This window comes from Streptomyces sp. DSM 41931 (assembly GCF_050271085.1).
Classification (GTDB): domain Bacteria; phylum Actinomycetota; class Actinomycetes; order Streptomycetales; family Streptomycetaceae; genus Streptomyces; species Streptomyces albogriseolus.
Window position 1 is genome coordinate 5,492,427 of record NZ_CP189902.1, and the last position, 19,045, is coordinate 5,511,471.

Annotated in this window: 16 protein-coding genes and 1 pseudogene; 8 read left to right on the forward strand and 9 right to left on the reverse strand. The window is 74.5% G+C overall.

Going from position 1 to position 19,045, the window contains the following annotated elements; translation table 11 throughout:
- Nucleotides 1-21: 21 nt before the first annotated feature.
- Both ACP7TJ_RS25345 and ACP7TJ_RS25350 read right to left on the reverse strand, forming a co-directional pair.
- Nucleotides 22-411: a hypothetical protein gene (locus tag ACP7TJ_RS25345; RefSeq protein ID WP_367495770.1), complete on the reverse strand. Its 390-nt coding sequence runs from the start codon at nucleotides 409-411 to the stop codon at nucleotides 22-24.
- On the reverse strand, nucleotides 408-3,926 hold the full coding sequence (locus tag ACP7TJ_RS25350) for an ALF repeat-containing protein (RefSeq protein WP_266401574.1): 3,519 nt from the start codon (nucleotides 3,924-3,926) through the stop codon (nucleotides 408-410). The genes ACP7TJ_RS25345 and ACP7TJ_RS25350 overlap by 4 nt, the downstream gene beginning before the upstream one ends.
- Before the next feature lie 669 nt (nucleotides 3,927-4,595).
- On the opposite strand from ACP7TJ_RS25350, the gene ACP7TJ_RS25355 reads away from it, so the two are divergent.
- Nucleotides 4,596-5,324 carry a glycoside hydrolase family 11 protein gene (locus tag ACP7TJ_RS25355; RefSeq protein WP_093766399.1) on the forward strand — a complete coding sequence of 243 codons (729 nt, stop codon included), beginning with the start codon at nucleotides 4,596-4,598 and terminating at the stop codon, nucleotides 5,322-5,324.
- Between the two features lie 19 nt (nucleotides 5,325-5,343).
- On the opposite strand, the gene ACP7TJ_RS25360 is transcribed toward ACP7TJ_RS25355, so the two are convergent.
- A complete protein-coding gene (locus ACP7TJ_RS25360) occupies nucleotides 5,344-5,868 on the reverse strand; it encodes a TspO/MBR family protein (protein WP_093766398.1) in 525 nt (174 codons plus the stop codon).
- 258 nt (nucleotides 5,869-6,126) lie between these two features.
- Here ACP7TJ_RS25360 and ACP7TJ_RS25365 point away from each other — a divergent pair, with 258 nt between their 5' ends.
- Entirely contained in the window at nucleotides 6,127-7,371 is a 1,245-nt protein-coding gene (locus ACP7TJ_RS25365; RefSeq protein ID WP_427765567.1) for an NAD(P)/FAD-dependent oxidoreductase, read from the forward strand.
- A 20-nt stretch (nucleotides 7,372-7,391) separates the two neighbouring features.
- Here the strand turns inward: ACP7TJ_RS25365 and ACP7TJ_RS25370 are convergent, their stop codons facing one another.
- Nucleotides 7,392-8,768 carry a cryptochrome/photolyase family protein gene (locus ACP7TJ_RS25370; RefSeq protein WP_401539906.1) on the reverse strand — a complete coding sequence of 459 codons (1,377 nt, stop codon included), beginning with the start codon at nucleotides 8,766-8,768 and terminating at the stop codon, nucleotides 7,392-7,394.
- Between the two features lie 140 nt (nucleotides 8,769-8,908).
- Here ACP7TJ_RS25370 and ACP7TJ_RS25375 point away from each other — a divergent pair, with 140 nt between their 5' ends.
- From ACP7TJ_RS25375 to ACP7TJ_RS25400, 6 genes and pseudogenes are all read left to right on the forward strand, one after another.
- Nucleotides 8,909-9,709: an SDR family NAD(P)-dependent oxidoreductase gene (locus ACP7TJ_RS25375; RefSeq protein ID WP_193458144.1), complete on the forward strand. Its 801-nt coding sequence runs from the start codon at nucleotides 8,909-8,911 to the stop codon at nucleotides 9,707-9,709.
- 106 nt (nucleotides 9,710-9,815) lie between these two features.
- Nucleotides 9,816-10,010 carry a hypothetical protein gene (locus ACP7TJ_RS25380; RefSeq protein WP_093766395.1) on the forward strand — a complete coding sequence of 65 codons (195 nt, stop codon included), beginning with the start codon at nucleotides 9,816-9,818 and terminating at the stop codon, nucleotides 10,008-10,010.
- Between the two features lie 119 nt (nucleotides 10,011-10,129).
- Nucleotides 10,130-10,840, forward strand: coding sequence for a phosphatase PAP2 family protein (locus ACP7TJ_RS25385; RefSeq protein WP_427765572.1), 711 nt, complete (start codon nucleotides 10,130-10,132; stop codon nucleotides 10,838-10,840).
- 187 nt (nucleotides 10,841-11,027) lie between these two features.
- Nucleotides 11,028-11,645: a hypothetical protein gene (locus ACP7TJ_RS25390; RefSeq protein WP_189908866.1), complete on the forward strand. Its 618-nt coding sequence runs from the start codon at nucleotides 11,028-11,030 to the stop codon at nucleotides 11,643-11,645.
- A pseudogene (locus ACP7TJ_RS25395) lies at nucleotides 11,638-12,574 on the forward strand (universal stress protein). The gene ACP7TJ_RS25390 and the pseudogene ACP7TJ_RS25395 overlap by 8 nt, the downstream one beginning before the upstream one ends.
- Nucleotides 12,575-12,695: 121 nt before the next feature.
- Nucleotides 12,696-13,583, forward strand: coding sequence for a universal stress protein (locus ACP7TJ_RS25400; RefSeq protein ID WP_427765575.1), 888 nt, complete (start codon nucleotides 12,696-12,698; stop codon nucleotides 13,581-13,583).
- Nucleotides 13,584-13,694: 111 nt separating this feature from the next.
- On the opposite strand, the gene ACP7TJ_RS25405 is transcribed toward ACP7TJ_RS25400, so the two are convergent.
- Genes ACP7TJ_RS25405 through ACP7TJ_RS25425 form a run of 5 tightly spaced genes read right to left on the reverse strand, consistent with a single transcriptional unit; the run spans nucleotide 13,695 to nucleotide 19,045 of the window.
- Nucleotides 13,695-15,020: a glutamate-1-semialdehyde 2,1-aminomutase gene (locus tag ACP7TJ_RS25405; protein WP_189908869.1), complete on the reverse strand. Its 1,326-nt coding sequence runs from the start codon at nucleotides 15,018-15,020 to the stop codon at nucleotides 13,695-13,697.
- Entirely contained in the window at nucleotides 15,017-15,577 is a 561-nt protein-coding gene (locus tag ACP7TJ_RS25410) for a dTDP-4-dehydrorhamnose 3,5-epimerase family protein (protein ID WP_427765578.1), read from the reverse strand. The genes ACP7TJ_RS25405 and ACP7TJ_RS25410 overlap by 4 nt, the downstream gene beginning before the upstream one ends.
- The gene (locus tag ACP7TJ_RS25415) at nucleotides 15,574-16,779 is read right to left on the reverse strand and encodes a polysaccharide pyruvyl transferase family protein (RefSeq protein WP_093766390.1); all 1,206 of its coding nucleotides are present in this window, start codon (nucleotides 16,777-16,779) and stop codon (nucleotides 15,574-15,576) included. The genes ACP7TJ_RS25410 and ACP7TJ_RS25415 overlap by 4 nt, the downstream gene beginning before the upstream one ends.
- A gap of 11 nt (nucleotides 16,780-16,790) precedes the next feature.
- On the reverse strand, nucleotides 16,791-17,738 hold the full coding sequence (locus ACP7TJ_RS25420) for a glycosyltransferase family 2 protein (protein ID WP_427765581.1): 948 nt from the start codon (nucleotides 17,736-17,738) through the stop codon (nucleotides 16,791-16,793).
- Nucleotides 17,735-19,045 (reverse strand): hypothetical protein, encoded by a 1,311-nt coding sequence (locus ACP7TJ_RS25425; RefSeq protein WP_403266962.1) that lies wholly within the window; start codon nucleotides 19,043-19,045, stop codon nucleotides 17,735-17,737. Before ACP7TJ_RS25425 ends, ACP7TJ_RS25420 begins: the two co-directional genes overlap by 4 nt.

Genomic DNA, 19,045 nt, shown 5'->3' on the forward strand with positions numbered 1-19,045 from the left:
GCCCTTGGGGAAGAGGGCGGCTCAGCTCGCCCTGTCGTACGTCTGCGTGACGGGACCGTCGGGATCGAGCTGGAAGTACAGCGTGTTCTGGTCCTCCACATAGAGCTGGATCCCGCCGGTGGCGCCGAGGCCGCCGTCCTCCACGCCCAGGTACACGAAGTCGCCGGACGTGCTCGGCTTCTGGTAGTCCCAGGTGCCGCTGAAGTCGGCCGGCTCGGCGCCCTCGTCCGTGGTCACCCCGGCGGCCGTGAACGTCCCGTCCGCCGAGAGCTCGATCCGCCCGCCGTCGTCGCTCCGGTACACACCGGGCAGTTCGAGCGGGTCGACCTTCTCCGAGCACCCCGAGACGAGCAGGGCGGAAACGGCGAGCACGGCGGACAGCCACCGTGCCCGTGCCGTCCCGCGGGTCACGGGCCGAGGGTGACGTCGAACTCGATCACCTGGGTCTTGGGCGACATCGGCCCCTCGTCACCGACGACCTTGTCGACGAACGCGCCCACGGTGTCGCTCCACCAGTCCGTGTACCCGATGACCGGGGGGTGCGTCGCCGACTCGATGTCCGACTCGTTGTACGCGGTGTACCGCCAGGTCACCGAACCGTCCGCGTTCTCCCGGACGGGAGTCATCCGGACCTGGTGCGAGCCCAGGAACGTGTACGCGAGGTTGCCGGTGAGCCCGGCCGTGGTGAGCGTGCCGTAGTCGGTGAGGTACTTGCCGACGCCGTCGAAGCCGCTGAGCTGGTAGTCGTACATGTAGGTCTTGCCCAGCTGGTACTTCCCGGTGCGCTGCCACTCGCTGAGGAAGTACGCGATCACGCCCCTGGTGTGCGCGTGCTCGCGGTAGAGGCGGGTGAACTCGTCGTTGGGGCCGAAGCACTGCGAGCGGGGGCCGTCGCCGGACAGCCAGCTCCAGCCCAGCTCCCACGGGTTGGTGCTGTTGCTGTGCTCGATCGGGTCGCCGAACGGCGTCAGACAGCTCTCCGCGCCGTCGGGCAGCCCGGTCTTGCCGTCGATCGGCACCTTGGAGTTGTCGATGGCGTCCTGGATCGCCTGCCGGATCGCGGCCTGGATCACCAGGATCCGCGCCTCGGTGGCGGCCCTCGCCGCCTGGGCGTAGGACTTGCCCGCCGCCAGCTCCGCCTGCCGCGCCTTCGTCGCGGAGGCCTGTGCGTCGGCGGCGTAGGCCGCGGCGGTCGAGGCGGAGCGCACGGCCCGGTTGGCCGCGTCCCGCGCCACGGCGCTCGCCTTGCGGGCCGTCGCGGCCGCGTTCGCGGCGGTCTGCGCGGACCTGGCGGCGGAGGCGGCGGAGGCTTCCGCGGCCTCCGCGTTCCTGCGGGCCTCCTCGGCGGAGGTCTTGGCGTCGGCCGCCCAGCCCTTCGCCTTGTCGGACCACTCGGTGGCCTCCTCGGCGGCCTGGCGGGCGAGCGCCGCGGCCTCGGAGGCGTACGCCGCGTCCTCGAGCGCGTCCTGCGCGACCTTGGCCGCCCGGGCGATGGCCGCGCGGATCGCGCTGATGTGCGTGGCGTGGTCGTGGTCGATGCGCGCGAACTCGTGCTGCGTCGTCCCGATGAACTGGCGCAGCATGTGCGTGTCGCCCTCGAGCGCGACCTGCGCCGCGGCCCGTACGTAGGGACCGCCGCTCGCCAGCAGCGTGGTGGCCGCCACCCGGTCGTCCTCGTGGACGGCCGCGGCGCGCTCCACGTGCAGGAAGGTGTGCAGCGCCTCGGCGGAGCCGTCCGCCAGGGCGGCCTCGGCGGCCCTGCGCACGGCGGTGCCGGTGGCGGGGTCCGCGAGGAGCGTGGTGACCTCCACCTCGTTGTCGTCCCGGGCCGCCTCGACCGCGCCCTTCTCCAGGAACGTCCTGACGGTGGCGGCGTCCTCGGTGCCCAGCGCCGCAGCGGCGGCCTCGGCCACCTTGCGCGTGGAGATCGCGGCGACGGCCGCGGCGTTCTCCGCGTTGTCCTGCTCCAGGGCGATCAGCCGGTCGGCCTCGATCCAGCGCAGGACGTCCTCGTCCGAGCCGGCCAGCGCGAACTCGGCGGCCTCCCGGGTCCACGTACCGGACCGGTCGAGGAGCAGGACGGCGGCCTGCCGCCCCTTGTCCACGGCCTCCCCGGTCCGGCCCTCGGCGAACGCCGTGTCCATCGCGGTGATCAGCGCGACCAGTTCCTCGGACAGCCGCGCCTGCTGCGTCCGCTCCTGGTTGGCGCGCTCCAGCAGGTCGGTCTCCGCGCGCCGCTGCTGCCGGGCGACCTCGATCGCTTCCTCGGTCTCCTCGTTCAGCCGGGCGATCTCGGCCTCACGGGCCTCCTGCTCGACCTCCCGCGCCTCGGTGACGGCGTCGTAGGCCTTGTTCGCGGCCTCGACGGCGGCGTTCGCGGCGGCGGTGGAGCGGTTGGCGTAGTCCACGGCCTTGCCGGCGTTGAGGGCCGCCTCCTCGGCGGCGGCGGCCGCCTTGTCCGCGTGGTCGGCCGCGCTGTCGGCGGCGGCGGCCGCGGTGCGCGCGGCGGCCGCCGACCTGCGGGACAGGGTCGAGGCCCGGCTCGCGGCCGCGGTGGCCCGTCCCGCCGCGGCCTCGGCGATCGCGGCCTGGCGCTGCGCCTCGGCGGCCTGGGACTGCGCGGCGCCGGAGGCCGCGGCGGCGTCGGCGGAAGCGCGCGCGGCGGCGGCCGAGTCGACCGCTGCACCCGCGGCGGCGAGGCCCGCGGACTCCGCGGCGTCGGAGGCGAGGGCCGCGAGCCGGGCCTTCGCGGCCACGGTGCGGACCCAGCTGACCATCGCCTTCGCGGCCTGCGCCGCCTGGTTGGCGGCCTCCGCCATGTTCGCGTTCTTCGACGCGCTGATCGCGGCGTGGTAGGCACGCGACGCGGCGCGCCCCGCCGCGGCGGCCGCCGCGGCGGCGGCGTTCGCGGCGGACACCGAGCGCCGGGCCGCGGCCTGCGCGGTACGCGAGGCGGACACCGCGGTCGACGCGGCGGCCGCGGCGCCCTGGGCGGCCCGCGCCGCCTTGTTCGCCGCCTTCGCCGAGCGCTGTACGTCCTGTTCGGCGGCCAGGGCCTCGGCCTTCGCCTCCAGCGCGGCCGCCTTGGCCTTCTCGGCGGCCTGGACCGCCTGCTGCGACAGCTCGACGGCCTCGTCGGTCTTGCGCTCGGCGAGCTTGCCCTCCGACTCCACGATCCTGACCAGCTGCTGGATCGTGGCCGTCTCCTCGTCCCGCGCCCGGGCGATGTACTGCCCGGTCGTCAGGAACCACTGGATCGCCCGCGGTGACCCGTCGTCGAGCGCCCGCTCCGCGTACTCCCGCACCTGCGGCGAGGCGGTGACGAGGATCGTGGTCACCTGGACCCGCTGGTCCTCGTGGAGCGCGTCGTACTGCCCGGTGCTGAGGAAGGACCGCAGCGCGAAGTCCGTCCCGGTCGTCAGCGCCTCGGAGGACTCCCGCTTCACGGCCTTGCCGCCGTGCGCGTTGACCGTGGTGACGGCCACCCGGAGGTCCTCGCGCACCGCCGACTGGAAGCCGCCTCCCAGGTAGGCGGCGACGGCCGCGTCCCCGCCGGACAGCGCCTCCCCGATCCCCGCCCGCGTCGCCTTGCCCGCGCTGACCAGGGCCTGGGTGAGGGCGAAACGGTTGTCCTCGGCCACGGCCGCCGGCAGCCGCTCGCCGAGGAACGCGGCCACCTCGTCCGCGTTGCCCACGAGCGCCGCCGCCGCGGCCGTGCGCACCGCGCGGCCGCCCGTCCGGTACGCCCGCACGGCCTTGGCGCGGTCGGTGTCGGGCAGCCCCACGCCGCCGTCGGCCGGCGCCGGGTCCGCCGCGTACGCGGGCCGGGACCCGAACACGCCCAGCGGCAGCGCGGTACCCGCCGCGATCCCGCCCAGGATGGCCAATGACTGGCGTCTGCTGAATATCTCCCGTGCCCCTCGCATCGAGACCCCCTTCTCGGCTCCGAGGGGACATCTCGCCACCCCCGTGGTTCAAGTCCCTTATCGAAACCGGATCTTGACGGCTCGTCCAACGTGATAAACGGGTGGAAACGGGGTTAACTCACGGTTACACCCAGTGATCCGCGTCACGGCGAGAAACGGTTGTAGCGCTCTCGGTAACGAAGTGCTTCAAGCCTTGAATTGGCTGGAAAGCGACGCCAGGTGCCGTGCGGCGGCGGTGCGGCATCTTCGTCTGCGCGGTCGGCGCGAACTCGCCGATGGCTGATTTTCGTGGTGTCGCGAGGCGGACTTCGTTATCTCGGCGCGGCGAGCCGGCGGTGTGCAGTCCTGACCGACGAAACTTTCGATGAGCGCTCTGGAGCTTGCGCCGTAATCACTTGGCGGTGCGTGTGTCGAGGTGCAGGTATATGGCGGTCCAGGCGTTTGAGCTGGGCATACGTATCACGCGAACTTCGCGGTGTGAAGGCGAAGTTTCCGAAAGGCTGTCGAAACTGTTGACACGCTCATGCCCTCCTACGAACACTGTGGCCACCGCACGACAGCCAACCCCCGTTGCCCAGGCGTCACTTGGGCGTAACGGTGGTCGGCCACGCAAGGCCGCGGGTGGCATCAGCCGCCCGGCCCCCCCACCAGCCTTCATCGGGAGGACGAATGAACCAGGACGGCAAGCGCTACGAGTCCGAGCAGAACCCGCGCCCCTTCAGCGGCTTGAGCCGGCGCGGTTTCCTCGTCGGCGCCGGGGCGGGCGCCGCCGCGGCCGTCACCGGGTCCGGACTGCTGCTGCCGGGCACCGCGCACGCCGCCACCACCATCACCACCAACCAGACCGGGTACGACGGCATGTACTACTCGTTCTGGACCGACGGCGGCGGCTCCGTCTCCATGACGCTCAACGGCGGCGGCAGCTACAGCACCCGGTGGACCAACTGCGGCAACTTCGTGGCCGGCAAGGGCTGGGCCAACGGCGGCCGCCGGACCGTCCGGTACACCGGCTGGTTCAACCCGTCGGGCAACGGCTACGGCTGCCTCTACGGCTGGACCTCCAACCCGCTCGTCGAGTACTACATCGTCGACAACTGGGGCAGCTACCGGCCCACCGGCGAGTTCCGCGGCACCGTCTACAGCGACGGCGGCACCTACGACATCTACAAGACGACCCGGTACAACGCCCCCTCCGTCGAGGGCACCCGCACCTTCGACCAGTACTGGAGCGTCCGGCAGTCGAAGGTGACCAGCGGCTCCGGCACCATCACCACCGGGAACCACTTCGACGCCTGGGCGCGCGCGGGCATGAACCTGGGCCAGTTCAGGTACTACATGATCATGGCCACCGAGGGCTACCAGAGCAGCGGCAGCTCCACCATCACGGTCACCGGCTGAGCCCGGACACCGCGCCCTGTCACGCGTTGAGCAGCCAGATCGACAGGTTGAGGGCGGCGGCGTAGGTGACCCAGGCCGCGTACGGCAGGAGCAGCAGCGCGGCGGCCCTGCGCCGCCGCGCGAACGCGACGATCGTCGCGGCGAGCGCGAGCAGCAGGAGACAGATGTCGGCGAACGCCCAGCCGTAGGCGTCGGCGGCGAAGAACAGGGGCGTCCAGGCCAGGTTCAGCGCGAGCTGGACGGACCACCAGACCATGGCCGGGACGCGCCCGGTCCTGCTGCTGTCGCCGTCGCCGCGCAGCGCGAGCCAGGCGGCCACGGCGATGGTCCCGTAGAGCACCGTCCACACGGGGCCGAAGAGCCAGCCCGGGGGAGCCCAGGACGGCCGGTCGAGCGCCCGGTAGGTCTCGCCGGAGCCGGCGGCGGCGACGCTGCCCAGCGCGGCCACGGCGTAGCACACCGCGAGCAGAAGCAGCAGCGTCGGCCATCCCGGGCGGCTCCGGCGGGTCGGCCGGGAGGTCTCCTCGCGTCGCAGGTCGGCCATGGGCGTCCTCCGATCGGTCCCGGAGTGGGTGCCCGGATGGGGAGCACGTACACGGCGCCCCCTCCCGCGGATTCCGGCGGGAGGGGGCGCCGCTTCCGTGGCGTCCGTTTCCGTGGCGCCCGTGCGTCGGCCGGGGGACATGGTCCCCGTCCGGGTGCTGTGCCCGCCGGTCGCGGGTAGGGGCGAGGGGAGGGCCGCGCGGGCGGCCACGTCTTCCCCCCTTCCCCACCACGGCTGCGAGGCCGACCGAGGAGCAGCATGAGCGAGCACCGCCGCGGGACGCCGGACGTGGTCGTCGTGGGTGCGGGCCTGTCCGGTCTGGCGTGCGCGCTGGACCTGTGCCGTGCCGGACGGCGGGTGGCGCTGCTGGAGGCGTCCGACGGCGTGGGCGGCCGGATGCGCACGGACCGGCGGGACGGGTTCCTGCTGGACCGCGGATTCCAGGTGTTCAACACCTCCTACCCCCAGGTCAAGCGGCGCCTGGACCTCAGGAGTTTGCGCCTGCGGCCGTTCACGGCGGGCGTCGTCGCGCACACCTCGCGGGGCCCGGTCCGGCTCGTCGACCCGACCAGGGAGTCCGGCGCGGCGGAGGCGCTGACGCCGGGGCGGCTCCCCGGGGCGCGCGACCTGGCCGCGCTGGCCGGGCTCACCGCCTGCGACGCCCTGCTGCCGGCGTCGGTCGTCAGGCGGCGCCGGGACGATTCCACCTCCGCGGCCCTGAAGCGGGCGGGACTGTCGGACGCCGTGATCGACGAGATCCTCCGGCCGTTCCTGTCGGGCGTCTTCCTGGAGGACCGGCTGGAGACCTCCGCCCGCTTCTTCCACCTGGTGTGGCGCAGCATGGTCCGCGGCTCCCTGTGCCTGCCGGCCCAGGGCATCGGCGCCGTGCCCGCACAGCTTGCCGACGGCCTGCCGGACGGCGTCCTGCGGCTGAGCACGCCCGTCTCCGCGCTCACCGACGACGGGGTGCTGACGGAGGACGGGAGCGAGGTCCCGGCCCGCGCCGTGGTGGTGGCGACGGAACCGGCGACCGCCGCCCGGCTGCTGCCGGGGCTGACCGTGCCGGACACCCGCACCGTCACCACGTACCACCACGCCGCCGACGCGAGCCCCGCCGTCGAACCGGTCCTCCGGGTGGACAGCACCGGCACGATCCTGAACACCTGCGTGCTCTCCCGGGTCACCCCCACCTACGCCCCCGCGGGCACCGCGCTGATCTCCACCTCCGTCCTGGGGACCGACGAACCCGGCAGGGAACGGACCGTGCTCCGGCGGCTCGCCGAGCTGTACGCCACCGACACGGACGGCTGGCAGCGGGTGGACGTGCGCACGGTCGGGGGCGCGCTGCCGGCGATGGTGCCGCCCTGGCCGCTGAGCCGCACCACCCGTCTGCGGCCCGGCCGGTACGTGTGCGGGGACCACCGGGCGACCGGCTCCGTGCAGGGCGCCCTCGCGTCGGGGACGCGCGCGGCACGGGAGGTGCTGGCCGGCACGGCAGGGTGACGTGGGCCCGTACCGGAGCCTCAGTCGCGGCCCCGGGCGCGGCGGAAACGGGTGAGTCCCTCGGCCAGGCCGACCACCGGGTCCGGGTAGCCGAGGGCGTCGCGCCGGTCCGGCGGGAGGCGCCACGGCTCGTGGATCCGCCCGGCGTCGACGTCCGCGAGCTCCGGGACCCAGCGGCGTACGTAGGCGCCGTGCGGGTCGAAGCGCCGGGCCTGGACCGTGGGGTTGAGGACGCGGTGCGGGCGGGTGTCGGTGCCCGTGCCGGCCGCCCACTGCCAGTTGAGCTGGTTGTTGACGACGTCGCCGTCCACCAGCAGGTCCAGGAAGTGCCGGGCGCCGATCCGCCAGTCCACGTACAGCGTCTTCGTCAGGAAACTCGCCGTCAGCAGGCGCGCCCGGTTGTGCATCCAGCCCTCGTGCCGCAGCTGGCGCATGGCCGCGTCGACGATCGGATAGCCGGTGCGTCCCTCCCGCCACGCGGCGATGTCCTCGGCGGCGTCGTCCTCGCCGCGCCAGCGGTCGTCCCGGGTGCGGTAGTCCCGCCAGGACGCCTCGGGCCGCGCCGCCAGCACCTGGTGGTGGAAGTCCCGCCAGCACAGCTGACGCACGAACGCCTCCGCGCCTTGACCTCCCTGCCCGCGTGCCCGGTGGACGGCCTCCGCCGCGGAGAGCGCCCCGAAGTGGAAGTACGGCGACAGCCGCGACGTGGCGTCGCCCGCGAGGTCGTCGTGCCGGTCCTCGTAGGCGGCCATGCCCCCGGAGCGCGACCACCGCGCGAACCGGTCCCGGCCGGCCGTCTCCCCTCCCGGCGGGAGACCGGGGGAGGTGCCGGACACGTCCGCGCGGACGGGCAGCGGCTCACCGCGCACCCCGTCGGGGACGCGTACGGCGCGGGGCGCCGCGAGGGGCCTTCGCAGGGTCTCCCGGGACCAGCGGCGGAGGTACGGGGTGAACACGCCGTAGTGGTCCGAGCCGGCCGGGGTCACCGCCCCCGGGGCGAGGGCGGTGATCACCGCCTCGTGCACCCGGAGGGCGACGCCGGCGGCGCCGAGCTCCTTGCGCAGCCGCTCCTCACGGCGGTGCGCGTACGCCGTCACGCCCGCCGCCATGTGCACCTCGGCGGCCCCGCACGCGGCGGCGACCGCGCGGACCTCCCGGACGACCGGCCCGGACCGGAGCACGAGCCGGCCGCCGCGGCGCCGCAGCGAGGCGTCGAGGTCGTGCAGGCAGTCGGCGAGGAAGGCCCGCCGGTTGGGCGCGTCGAAGCCGGCCGCGCGGATGCCGGGGTCCAGCACGAACAGCGGCACCACCTCGTCCGCGGACCGCAGGGCCGCGTGCAGCGGCGGGTGGTCGCGCAGACGCAGGTCCGCGGTGAAGAGGACCACGGAGACGGTCACGGTGTCACTCCGGCAGGTCGGGCGGCGGGCAGCGTGCGTCTGGTGCCGCACCGCCGCGAGTAACCGCCGGGACGGCGCGGGAAACGTCGCCGGCGGCGGGCAGGGTGCGTGACCCGGACGGGCGGGGTTACCCGTCTGGCATGACTGACACACGTCCCCTCGCACTGATCACCGGCGCGTCCAGCGGCATCGGCCTCGAGCTGGCCCGGCAGTTCGCGTCGCACGGCTACGACCTCGTGGTGAACGCCGAGGACGAGGAGCTGGAGGCGGCGGCGCGGCAGCTGCGGGAGCCCGGCGCTCAGGTGCGGGCGGTGCGCGCCGACCTGCGGACCGGCGAGGGACGCTTCCTGCTCCTCGACGCGCTCGACGGCCTCACGGTCGACGTCGCCGTCCTCAACGCCGGGGTCGGCCGGGGCGGCGCCTTCGTCGACACCGACCTCACCGACGACCAGGAGGTCATCGACCTCAACGTCACCGCGACCGTACGGCTGGCCAAGCCGCTGCTGCGGGCGATGGTGGCGCGCGGTGAGGGGCGGCTCGCCTTCACCTCGTCCGTCGCCTCCCAGATGCCCGGCTCCTTCCAGCCGGTCTACAACGCGTCCAAGTCGTTCGTGCAGTCCTTCGCGCAGGCGCTGGCGGAGGAGGTGAAGGACTCCGGGGTGACGGTCACCGCCTTCATGCCGGGGCCGACGGAGACGGAGTTCTTCGACCGGGCGGACATGGCGGACGACACCCGCGTGGGCTCCATGAAGAAGGACCCTCCGGAGCAGGTGGCCGAGCAGGCGTTCGAGGCGATCGTGAAGGGCGAGAAGAAGGCCGTCACCGGGTCCCTGCTGACCAAGGCGCAAGGGCTGGCCGGGAAGGTCCTGCCCGACGGCGTGAAGGCGGCGGCCCACCGACGCCTCGCCGAACCGGGCACGGGCGACGGCTCACGCGACTGACCCGGGAGGCCGGGCGTTTCGGCCCGCCCGCACGAGACACCCGTGCACGGCAGGCGCGCCACGAGGCGCAGGCGACGCACGACGCAAGGACGTAAGGAGGAAGCCGATGTCGAACCCGCAACAGCCCGAGCTGCGGCGCAGCGACAAGGGCGCGGCCACGCCGCAGGACAGCGAGGCCCGCAAGGCGTCCCAGCCCGGCCGCGGCGCGGGCGGCCGCGCGCACGGCACCGACCGCGGCGACAAGGGCGGCGGACGGGGCGGCGGCAAGCCGCCGGAGCAGCAGCCGGACCATCCGGAGTGAGGGTCCTCCGGCCCACGAGGGGCGCGCCGTGAGCGAACGGCGCGCCCCTCGTCGCTGATCCGCCCGTCAACTCGCCTGCCTGGGCAGTCGGTTAGTCTGACAAGGGGCGTTGCGCGGGGGTGGGCGGCACGGTGACGGTGACGGACGGCAAGGTGACCGCTGCGGCGGTGCTGCCCGTGGTGCTGCGCGGGCGACTCGCTGTCGTCGCCGTGCTCGCCGCGCTCGTGGTCGTCGTGCTCGGCGTCCGGTACGCCGGTGACGCCGGGCCCGGCCGGACGGACGCCCGGATCGGGGAGGCCGCGTACGGGGTCGGGGCGCCCTGGTGGCACATCGCCTCCGCGACGGACTTCCTGGGGGACCCGGCGGGCGCGCTGCTGCTGCTCACGGCAGTTCTCGTCGGCTGTCCGACGGTCCGCCGGCCGCGCGCCGCCGTGCTGCTGTTCGCCGGTCCCGGGCTGACCGTCGGTGTGACGCGGCTGCTCAAGCCGCTCGCCGCCCGCACCATCAACGGCGACGACAACCTGGCCTTCCCGAGCGGCCACACCGCCTTCCTCGCCGCGTTCGCCCTCGCCCTCGCCCTGGCGCTGCTCGCGGCGGGGCGGTACGGGCTCGGTCCGACCTCCGGCACCGTCCTCGCGCTCGGCGCCGCCTGTGCCGCCGGCGCCCTCATGGGCTGGGCCCAGGTCGCCACCGGGGCGCACTACCCGACCGACACGGTGGGCGGCTGCTGCACCGCGCTGGCCGTGGTGCCGACGGTGGCGTGGGTCGTCGACCGGGTGGCCGACACCCGCCGTCGGCAGCCCGGGGGAGCAGGGGAACAGCGGCGCTGACCTTTTCGCGAAAAACTATTGGCGAAAAAAATTTCACGTAACTCTTGACGGGAATCAAGGGGTCGGGTGACGCTGAAAGCACCCCGGCCGCCGGGGCCGGCAGCAGGTGACGTCCCCCACACGGCAGCATCCGAGCCGGTGACGCACCGTCCACAGCCCCTACGGCCCACAACGTGAGGAAATCGCCATGACCACGCTCCGTCTCCCCTCGCCGACAGCCGATGTCCGGGCCCCGGCACAGGCCCACCTGTACCGTCGCTCCGCGCGGCCCGGTGCCGCGGTGCTGGCCCTGTTCACCGGCTCGCGCGCCGACCACGCCGTGGCCGCCCGCGCCGCCGACCTCGCCCGCGGCGGACACCCCGTCACCGCCGCGGCCGTCGTCCGCTCCACCGGCTTCAGCATCAACGCCCTGCTGCATCACGCCCGCCACCGGCGCGTCCAGGCCGACGCCGACGCCATCCTCGCCACGGTGCTGCCCGCCATCGCACGCGCCGGACCGGTGCGGACCACGGCGCTGGTCGTGCCCGCCCGGGCCAACCCCTACCGGGCCCTGCCCGCCGGCCGGATCGACCGCGCCGCCCGGCGCCTCGCCTGCGACATGATCCTCAGCCCGGTATCCCTGCCCGGGCGCAGCCCGCACCCCGCCGGGCCTGCCGCACGGCCCCTCGCCCGCGAGCACACCGGCGATCAGGATCGGTCGGGCGGGCTCGGCGGCCGCCGGGCCCGGGGGCGCCTGCCCGGGCCCGCGACGGCTGCCGCGGCCGGACCGGCCGGCGCCCCACGGGGAGGTGGCCGCGATGCGTGACCTGGTCATGGCCGGGATCGACGGTTCCCGTTCCAGTCTGACCGCTGTGGAGGCGGCGGCACGCGAAGCGAGCCTGCGTGGGGCCGACCTGCATCTGGTGCACGCAGTCAGCCGGCCCACCCTGCCCCTGCGGCCCGGCGAGGACACCCGCGCCTCGGTGGCGCGCGTGAGGGCCGAGGCCGAGGACCGCGCCCGCACGACGGCTCCCGGCGTGACCGTCACCTCTGGCGTGGTCGGCGGCAAACCGACGGCTGTGCTGACCGCCCACTCCTACGCGGCCCGGCTGATGGTGGTCGGCTCGCGCGGCCTCGGCGGCCTCACCGGGCTGATGGCGGGCTCCACCGCCGTCCACCTGGCCGCCCACGGTGCCTGCCCCCTCCTGGTCGTGCGGGCAGGGGGCGCATGCAAGGGACCCGTCGTGCTCGCGGTCGACGGATCTCACGCCGGTGCCGCGGCAGCGCGGCTTCGCTTTCACCGAAGCCGCGCTGCGCAAGGCCGACCTGCTGGCCCTGCACGCCTGGACACCCTGGAGCGCCCCCATGCCGCCGCCACCGGACAGGACCATGCCCCACGCCGCCGCGCCCGGCGCGCTGGCCGAACACGAGGCATGCCTGCTGTCGGAAGCGATCGCCGGTCAGCGGGGCGACTTCCCGGACGTGAACGTCGTATGCCGCACGGTGCGGCGAACAGCCCGCACCGCGCTCATCGACGCCAGCCGGACCGCCCAGTTCCTCGTCGTCGGCGCCCGGGGGCACGGCGGCTTCGCCGGCCTGCTCCTCGGCTCGGTCAGCCAGGCCCTGCTCCACCACGCCCAGTGCCCCGTCGCCGTCGTCAAGGCAACCGCCCGTCATGACCACCCCGCCCCTCCGGCCGCACGCCGGCGCCCCGCCGGGTCGCCCGGGGGCGGTCCGCGCACGGCAGTCGGGTGATCCGGCTCCGGCCTTGCGTGAAGCGACGGAGCGGCAGGGGCGGTCCCGCTCTCCTGGCAGCTTCGAGGCATCGGAGGGACGCTGGGCGACGAAGGCGCTGGGTCGGTGTCGAGGAGTCGGGATGAGCGGTCTGGTGGTCGTGGGCGTGGACGGATCCCCGTCAAGCCTCGTGGCGGTGGAGGCCGCGGCGCGCGAGGCACGGTGGCGCGGCGCCGGGCTGCGTGTGGTGCACGCGTTCCTGTGGCCTGCGATGCATGCGCCGCGGGGTCGCTCGCCGCTCGGCCCGCCGGAGGGCGAGCCGCACAACAGGGTCGAGCACCTGGTGGCTGAGGCAGTGGCGCGTGCCAGGGACACGGCGCCGGGGGTGGAGGTCTCGCACGTGGTGGTGACGGGTGAGCCGGTGACGGTGCTGGAGGCGCAGTCACGGGCCGCGGATCTCGTGGTCGTCGGGTCGCGGGGCATGGGCGGGTTCGTCGGGCTGCTGATCGGCTCGACGGCGGTGCATCTCGCCGCGCACGGCCGGTGTCCGGTGCTGGTCGTGCGTGAGGGGGGCGACGAGAAGGGGCCCGTGGTGGTGGGCGTGGACGGCTCCGCCGCGGGCGAGCGGGCGATCGAGTTCGCCTTCGCCGAGGCCTCGCTGCGTGGAGCGCCGCTGAGGGCGATTCATGCCTGGACTCTGTGGAACGCGCCCCCTTCCGAGTTGCACGAGGGCGCGGACACCTATGTGGCCATGCCGGAGGGAGTCGCCGAGGCGGAGGAGCGGCTGGTGTCCGAGGCGCTGGCCGGGTGCCGAGAGCGGTATCCAGGGGTGAGCGTGGAGTCCCGGGCGCTCCGCGGCCAGACCCGTGAGGCGCTGATCGAGGCCAGTCGCTCGGCGCGGCTGCTGGTGGTCGGGGCCCGGGGCCGTGGTGGGTTCGCCGGGCTCATGCTGGGGTCGGTCAGCCAGGCGGTTCTGCATCATGCGCACTGCCCGGTCGCCGTCGTGCGAGGGGCCGCTGGGCGCTCGTGATCCATTGACGGTACGTGGACCTCGCGACGTCGACGGTGAGGGAGCGGCTGACGGTCCCCGTGCGGTGGTCATCGGGAGGCCGGCAGCAGCCTGTCGCCGGCCTCCCCCGCCTCACACCTTCCGCCGGAACACCGGCCGCACCGGCCTGCCCCCCAGCCACGGCGTCGGATCGCCCGCGTCCAGCGCCTTCCGGTACACCGCGCACGCCTGGCCGACCACGTCCACCGTGCGGTCGACGTCGGCCTCCTCCAGCGCGCTGCTCACCACGAACGACGGGGCCAGGATGCCGCCCGTCAGCAGCCGGCGCAGGAACAGCGTCCGGTACTCCTGCGACGGCCGCCCCTGTGCGTCAAGGGTCGCGAAGACCAGGTTGCTGGCGCGGCCCCGGACCACCACATGGTCGGCGACGCCCATCGCGGCCGCCGCGTCCCGGACGCCCGCGGCCAGCCGCTCGCCCAGGGCGTGCAGGCGGGCGGTGACGCCCTCCTCCACGTACGTGGTCTGCACGGCCATCGCCGCCGCCAGGGCGTGCGTCTCCGCGCCGTGCGTGGTGGACAGCAGGAACACCCGCTCGGCGTCGTGGCGCAGCCCGCCCCGCTCCATCAGCTCGCGGCGCCCGGCCAGCGCGGACACCGCGAAGCCGTTGCCCAGCGCCTTGCCGAAGGTGGAGAGGTCGGGGGTCACCCCGTACAGGCCCTGGGCGCCCGCCTCGGACCAGCGGAAGCCGGTGATCATCTCGTCGAAGACCAGCACGCTGCCGTGGCGGTGGGCGAGGTCGCGCAGCCCGGCGAGGTAACCGGGCGGCGGCTCCGTCCCGGTGGCCGGCTCCAGGATCAGGCAGGCGATCTCGTCCGGGTACCGGTCGAACAGCGCCTCCACCGCGGCCAGATCGCCGTAGGGGAACGTCACCGTCAGGTCCGTGGTCTCCGACGGGATGCCCGCCGGCATCGGCGTGGTGCCGATGAACCAGTCGTCCACCGAGAAGAACGGGTGGTCGGCGCAGAGCGCCACCCGCGCGCGCCCGGTGACGGCGCGCGCCAGCCGCACCGCCGCCGTGGTCGCGTCGGAGCCGTTCTTCGCGAACTTCACCATCTCGGCGGTCGGCACCGTGGCGAGGAACCGCTCCGCCGCTTCCGCCTCCACCACCGACGGGCGCACGAAGTTGCTGCCCCGGTCCAGTTCCCGCCGCACCGCCTCCAGCACCCGTGGATGGGCGTGGCCGAGGCTCACCGACCGCAGGCCCGAGCCGTACTCGACGTACCGGTTGCCGTCGACGTCCCACACATGGGCGCCGCGGCCGTGGCTGATGACCGGCGCCAGGTCCTGCGGGTACTGGTCGTCGCCCTTGGCGTACGTGTGCGCCCCGCCGGGGACCGCCGCGTGCAGACGTTCGTTCACCGCCCGCGACAGCGGAAGCTCCAGCTCCTCGCCGCTCATGGCGTCCTCACCTCCAGCGTCCTCAGCACCTCCGCCAGGCCCGGCGCCTTGCGGTCCCGTTCGGACGTCACCGTGACCGGCAGCGGCCAGGGGACGGCCAGTCCGGGGTCGTCGAAGGCGATCGTCACGTCCTCCGAGGGGTCGTGCTCGCGGTCGATCCGGTACGACGTGTCGGCGGTCTCCGTCAGCGCCTGGAAGCCGTGCGCGCAGCCCGCCGGCACGTACAACGTCGCCTGCGTGTCGCCGGACAGCTCGAACGTGGCCCGGCCCAGATACGTCGGCGAGCCGGGCCGCAGGTCCACCACCACGTCGAAGATCCGGCCGTAGGAGCAGCGCACCAGCTTGGCCTCGCCCTCGCCGGAGCGCAGATGCATGCCGCGCACCACGCCCCGCACCGAACGGGAGAGGCTGTCCTGCACGAAGGCGCCCGGGTCGAGGCTCACGGAACGCACCGCGTCCGCGTCGAACGTGCGGCAGAAGAAGCCGCGTTCGTCGGTGAACGGCGTCGGCTCGAACAGAAACGCCCCGGCGATCGCCGGGACCTCGGTCACCTTCATGGGGTCTCCTGTCGTGCGTGGTCGGGGGCGGCGCCGGACGCCGGTAACAGGGGGTTCAGCGCCTCGAACTGCCGGCGGACGCGCTCGGCCAGCACCGGGTTGCGTTCGGTGAGGGTCCGCCGGACCGCCGCCCGGTCCCGCTCCAGCGCGCGGAACTGCTCCAGCAGCCGGCCCGCGTCGATCTCCCGCGCCGGGTGGCAGTGCTCGCCCAGCCCCATGTCGGCCATCAGCCGGTCGCTCTTCGCCGCGTAGCTCACCGCGAGCGCCGGGGTGCCGACCTTCAGCGCGCACACCAGGTTGTGGTAGCGGGTCGCCACCACGGTGTCCGCGACCGCCATCTCCTTCATCAGGTCGCCCAGCGACGCCGTCGCGGCGGCGGTGACCAGCGGCGAGTCCACCGCCTCGAGGATCGCCTCGGTCACCGGCCGGTCCACGTCGTCGCCGGTGAGCAGCCGCACCGGCCTGCCCTCCGCGGCCAGCGCGCGCACGAACCGCGTCATGCCGTCCAGGTAGCGGCGGCGCAGTTCGTCCGCCCGGTCCCGTTCGTCGTTGCTGCCGCCGAAGTCCATGACGCCCACGCACACCGGTCCGGGCGGCCCCGAGGAGTCGCCCGGCGGGGGAGTGGGCAGGGTGAACACCAGGTCCGCGTACACCTCGTCGCGCCGGGTGTCCACGCCCATCGCCCGTATCGCGTCCCGCGACAGCGTGTCCCGGTACGACCGGTACGCGGCCAGCCGCGCCGCCCAGCGGGTCAGCGCCCGCACCGGCCGGCTGCCGGTCTCGGACGCCCCGACGCCGACCAGCGCGACCGGGGTGCGCAGCAGCCGTCCGGCCGCGCACACCAGGAACAGCGAGTACGGCATGCCCCAGGGCCGCAGCGGCAGGGTGCTCTCCAGGATGCCGGTGCCGGGCACGATCACCACGTCGTGCCGGCGCACCCAGGCGGCGATGCGGAAGGCGTCCACGAGTTTGCCCACGCCCTTGCCCGCGATGTCGCCCGGGCCCGCGGCCGTGCGGTACTCGCCGCGGAACCAGTGCAGCCGGGCCGCCGGTATGCCGTACCGGGCCGTCACGGTCTCGGGGCCGCCGCACAGGGCGTCCACCTCCGCGCCCGGGCGGGCCGCGCGCAGATGGTCCAGCAAGGCCACCAGCGAGCCGTCGTTGCCGACGTTCCCGGAGCCGAACAGACCGAAGAGGCCCACCCGGGGAGACGTCACGCGCCACCCCTCTCGCGGCCGGCGACCAGGGCGTCCACCGAGACGGCCGACGCGGCCGGGTCCACCGGGGCCCGGTCCTCGACCCGCTCGCCGGCGCCCGGCCGGACCCGGCTGGTCGCCCACGAGGCGAGATGCCGGTAGCAGGCGCGCCGGTCGGCCGGGGACAGCGGCGCCCGCCGGACGGCCGAGACGAACCCCCACACGTACTCGGCGAGCAGCCGGGGCGTCGGGTGCAGCGGGCCGGCGCGGCGCGGGTCCAGGTTGACGCAGCGGGCGCGCTTGGAGGGGTTGGCCCGCTCGGCGCGGGTGGGGTGGTCGCGGCGGAAGTACAGCAGCTCGGGCACCTGGTGGAAGGGGCCGTGCAGGGTGATCTCGGCAACGAAGGTGCGGTCCGCGTGGTGGTAGCTGTCGTGGGGCCTGACCCGGCGCAGCACGTCGGCGCGGATCACGCCGTAGAAGTCGTCGCCGCCGGGCTCGAACAGCAGGCTGCGGAAGCGCTCGGGCGCGCGCGGCGAGCCGGTGTTCAGCGTGTACGCGTAGGGCACCTTGATCGTGCCGTCGGCGTCGATGACGGCCTGGTCGCTGTGCGCGAGGATCACGTCAGGACGCTCGTCCAGCGCCTCCACGCAGCGCTTCAGCAGGTCACGGGCGTACAGGTCGTCGTGCGAGGCCCACTTGAACAGCTCGCCGCGGCACTGGGTGAAGACGTAGTTGTGGTTCGGCGCGGCGCCGATGTTCCGGGACAGCCGGATGTACCGGATCCGGGAGTCCCGCGCGGCGTAGCGGCGGCAGATGTCCTGGGTCCCGTCGGTCGACGCGTTGTCGGTGATGACCAACTCGAAGTCCTCGTACGTCTGGCCGAGCAGGGCCTCCAGCGACTCGGCGAGGTACTCCTCGCCGTTGTACACGGGAAGGCCGATGCTCAGCCGTGGTTGCGCGGTCATGACGTCCTCACTTCACGGATGAGTTCTCGGTGGTGCTCGCGCAGTGCGATCCTCAGGTGCAGCCACCACGCGGCCGAACCGCACACGGAAGCGGCGGCGGCGCCCCAGGCCGAGCCGACGGTGCCGCCGAGGGCCGCACCGCCGATGCCGAGGCCGACGTAGCACACGGAGGCGAAGATCTGGCACCGGAGACTGAGCCGGGCCGCGCCGAGCGCGCGCAGCCCGGCGGCCGCTCCGGTACCGACACCGGCCCCCGCGACACCGAGGGTGGCCGGAACGATGAGTTCCTTGGCGGCGGGCCAGACGTCGCCGAGGACCAGCTCGCCCGCCCGGTCCGGCATCAGCAGCAGCACACCGCCCCACAGCAGGGCGGCGACCGCCTGACCGCCGCCCAGCAGCAGACAGAACCGGCCGAGCCGGTGCGGGGCCTGCCGCAGCATCCGCGCCGCCTCGGCCACGGTGACCAGCGTCAGCCCCATCAGCACGGCCAGGAACGGACCCTGCAGCAGCTCGGCGCCCCGGACGACGCCGACCGCGCCGACGCCGACGATGGCGCCGAGCCCGTACGCGCGCAGCTGGCCCGCGCCGCTCACGCAGGTGTTCTCGACCAGGTACCGGTAGCCGAGGTCACGGTGGTCGCGGATCCACAGCCGGGCCCCGGTGAGCCGGGGCCGGATGCCGGACTGCGCCCAGCCGTACGCCGCCGCCACCGCGGCCGAGCCGCCCCAGGCGAGCACGAACGCGGGCACGGTGCCCGCCCGCGCCGCCACGACCAGGGCGGGGATCAGCGCCACGCCCCACACCACGTCGTTGACGAACGCCTTCCGGCCGACGCCGGCCGCGAAGAACGAGTACCGCCAGGCGTCCTGGAGCAGCAGCCCGGGCAACACCACGCCGAGGCAGGCGAAAGCGGCCCCCACGCTGCCGCCGAGCAGCGGCCAGGACGCCACGCACAGCGTGCCGATGACCGCGCCGACGCCCAGCGAGGTGCCCGTGGAGCGGGACACCGCCGGCCGCCAGGACGCCTCGGGCACGCCGCTGAACCGCACCACGAGCGGATCGGTGGCCAGACCGCGGGAGACGCTGAGCACCACGCCGTAGGTCACCCAGGCCAGGCTGAACACGCCGAACGCGGTCAGTCCCAGCGAGCGCGCCACGTACACGCCCACGGCGAAGTTGGACAGGCTGGAGGCCGCCTGGTCGGCGAGCCCCCACGACAGGCGGCCCGCGACGGCCCGCGTGACGGTGCGGGCCGGGCGCGCCGCCGGCGTCGTTGTCGTAGGCGGCTTGTCCCCCTCGGTGGCCAT

What these genes read in the sequence shown, in the direction of transcription:
- ACP7TJ_RS25350 (WP_266401574.1), bottom strand. Translation starts at nt 3,926, where the DNA reads ATGCGAGGGGCACGGGAGATATTCAGCAGACGCCAGTCATTGGCCATC.
- ACP7TJ_RS25355 (WP_093766399.1), top strand. Translation starts at nt 4,596, where the DNA reads ATGAACCAGGACGGCAAGCGCTACGAGTCCGAGCAGAACCCGCGCCCC.
- ACP7TJ_RS25360 (WP_093766398.1), bottom strand. Translation starts at nt 5,868, where the DNA reads ATGGCCGACCTGCGACGCGAGGAGACCTCCCGGCCGACCCGCCGGAGC.
- ACP7TJ_RS25365 (WP_427765567.1), top strand. Translation starts at nt 6,127, where the DNA reads ATGAGCGAGCACCGCCGCGGGACGCCGGACGTGGTCGTCGTGGGTGCG.
- ACP7TJ_RS25375 (WP_193458144.1), top strand. Translation starts at nt 8,909, where the DNA reads ATGACTGACACACGTCCCCTCGCACTGATCACCGGCGCGTCCAGCGGC.
- ACP7TJ_RS25380 (WP_093766395.1), top strand. Translation starts at nt 9,816, where the DNA reads ATGTCGAACCCGCAACAGCCCGAGCTGCGGCGCAGCGACAAGGGCGCG.
- ACP7TJ_RS25390 (WP_189908866.1), top strand. Translation starts at nt 11,028, where the DNA reads ATGACCACGCTCCGTCTCCCCTCGCCGACAGCCGATGTCCGGGCCCCG.
- ACP7TJ_RS25400 (WP_427765575.1), top strand. Translation starts at nt 12,696, where the DNA reads ATGAGCGGTCTGGTGGTCGTGGGCGTGGACGGATCCCCGTCAAGCCTC.
- ACP7TJ_RS25405 (WP_189908869.1), bottom strand. Translation starts at nt 15,020, where the DNA reads ATGAGCGGCGAGGAGCTGGAGCTTCCGCTGTCGCGGGCGGTGAACGAA.
- ACP7TJ_RS25410 (WP_427765578.1), bottom strand. Translation starts at nt 15,577, where the DNA reads ATGAAGGTGACCGAGGTCCCGGCGATCGCCGGGGCGTTTCTGTTCGAG.
- ACP7TJ_RS25420 (WP_427765581.1), bottom strand. Translation starts at nt 17,738, where the DNA reads ATGACCGCGCAACCACGGCTGAGCATCGGCCTTCCCGTGTACAACGGC.
- ACP7TJ_RS25425 (WP_403266962.1), bottom strand. Translation starts at nt 19,045, where the DNA reads ATGGCCACCGAGGGGGACAAGCCGCCTACGACAACGACGCCGGCGGCG.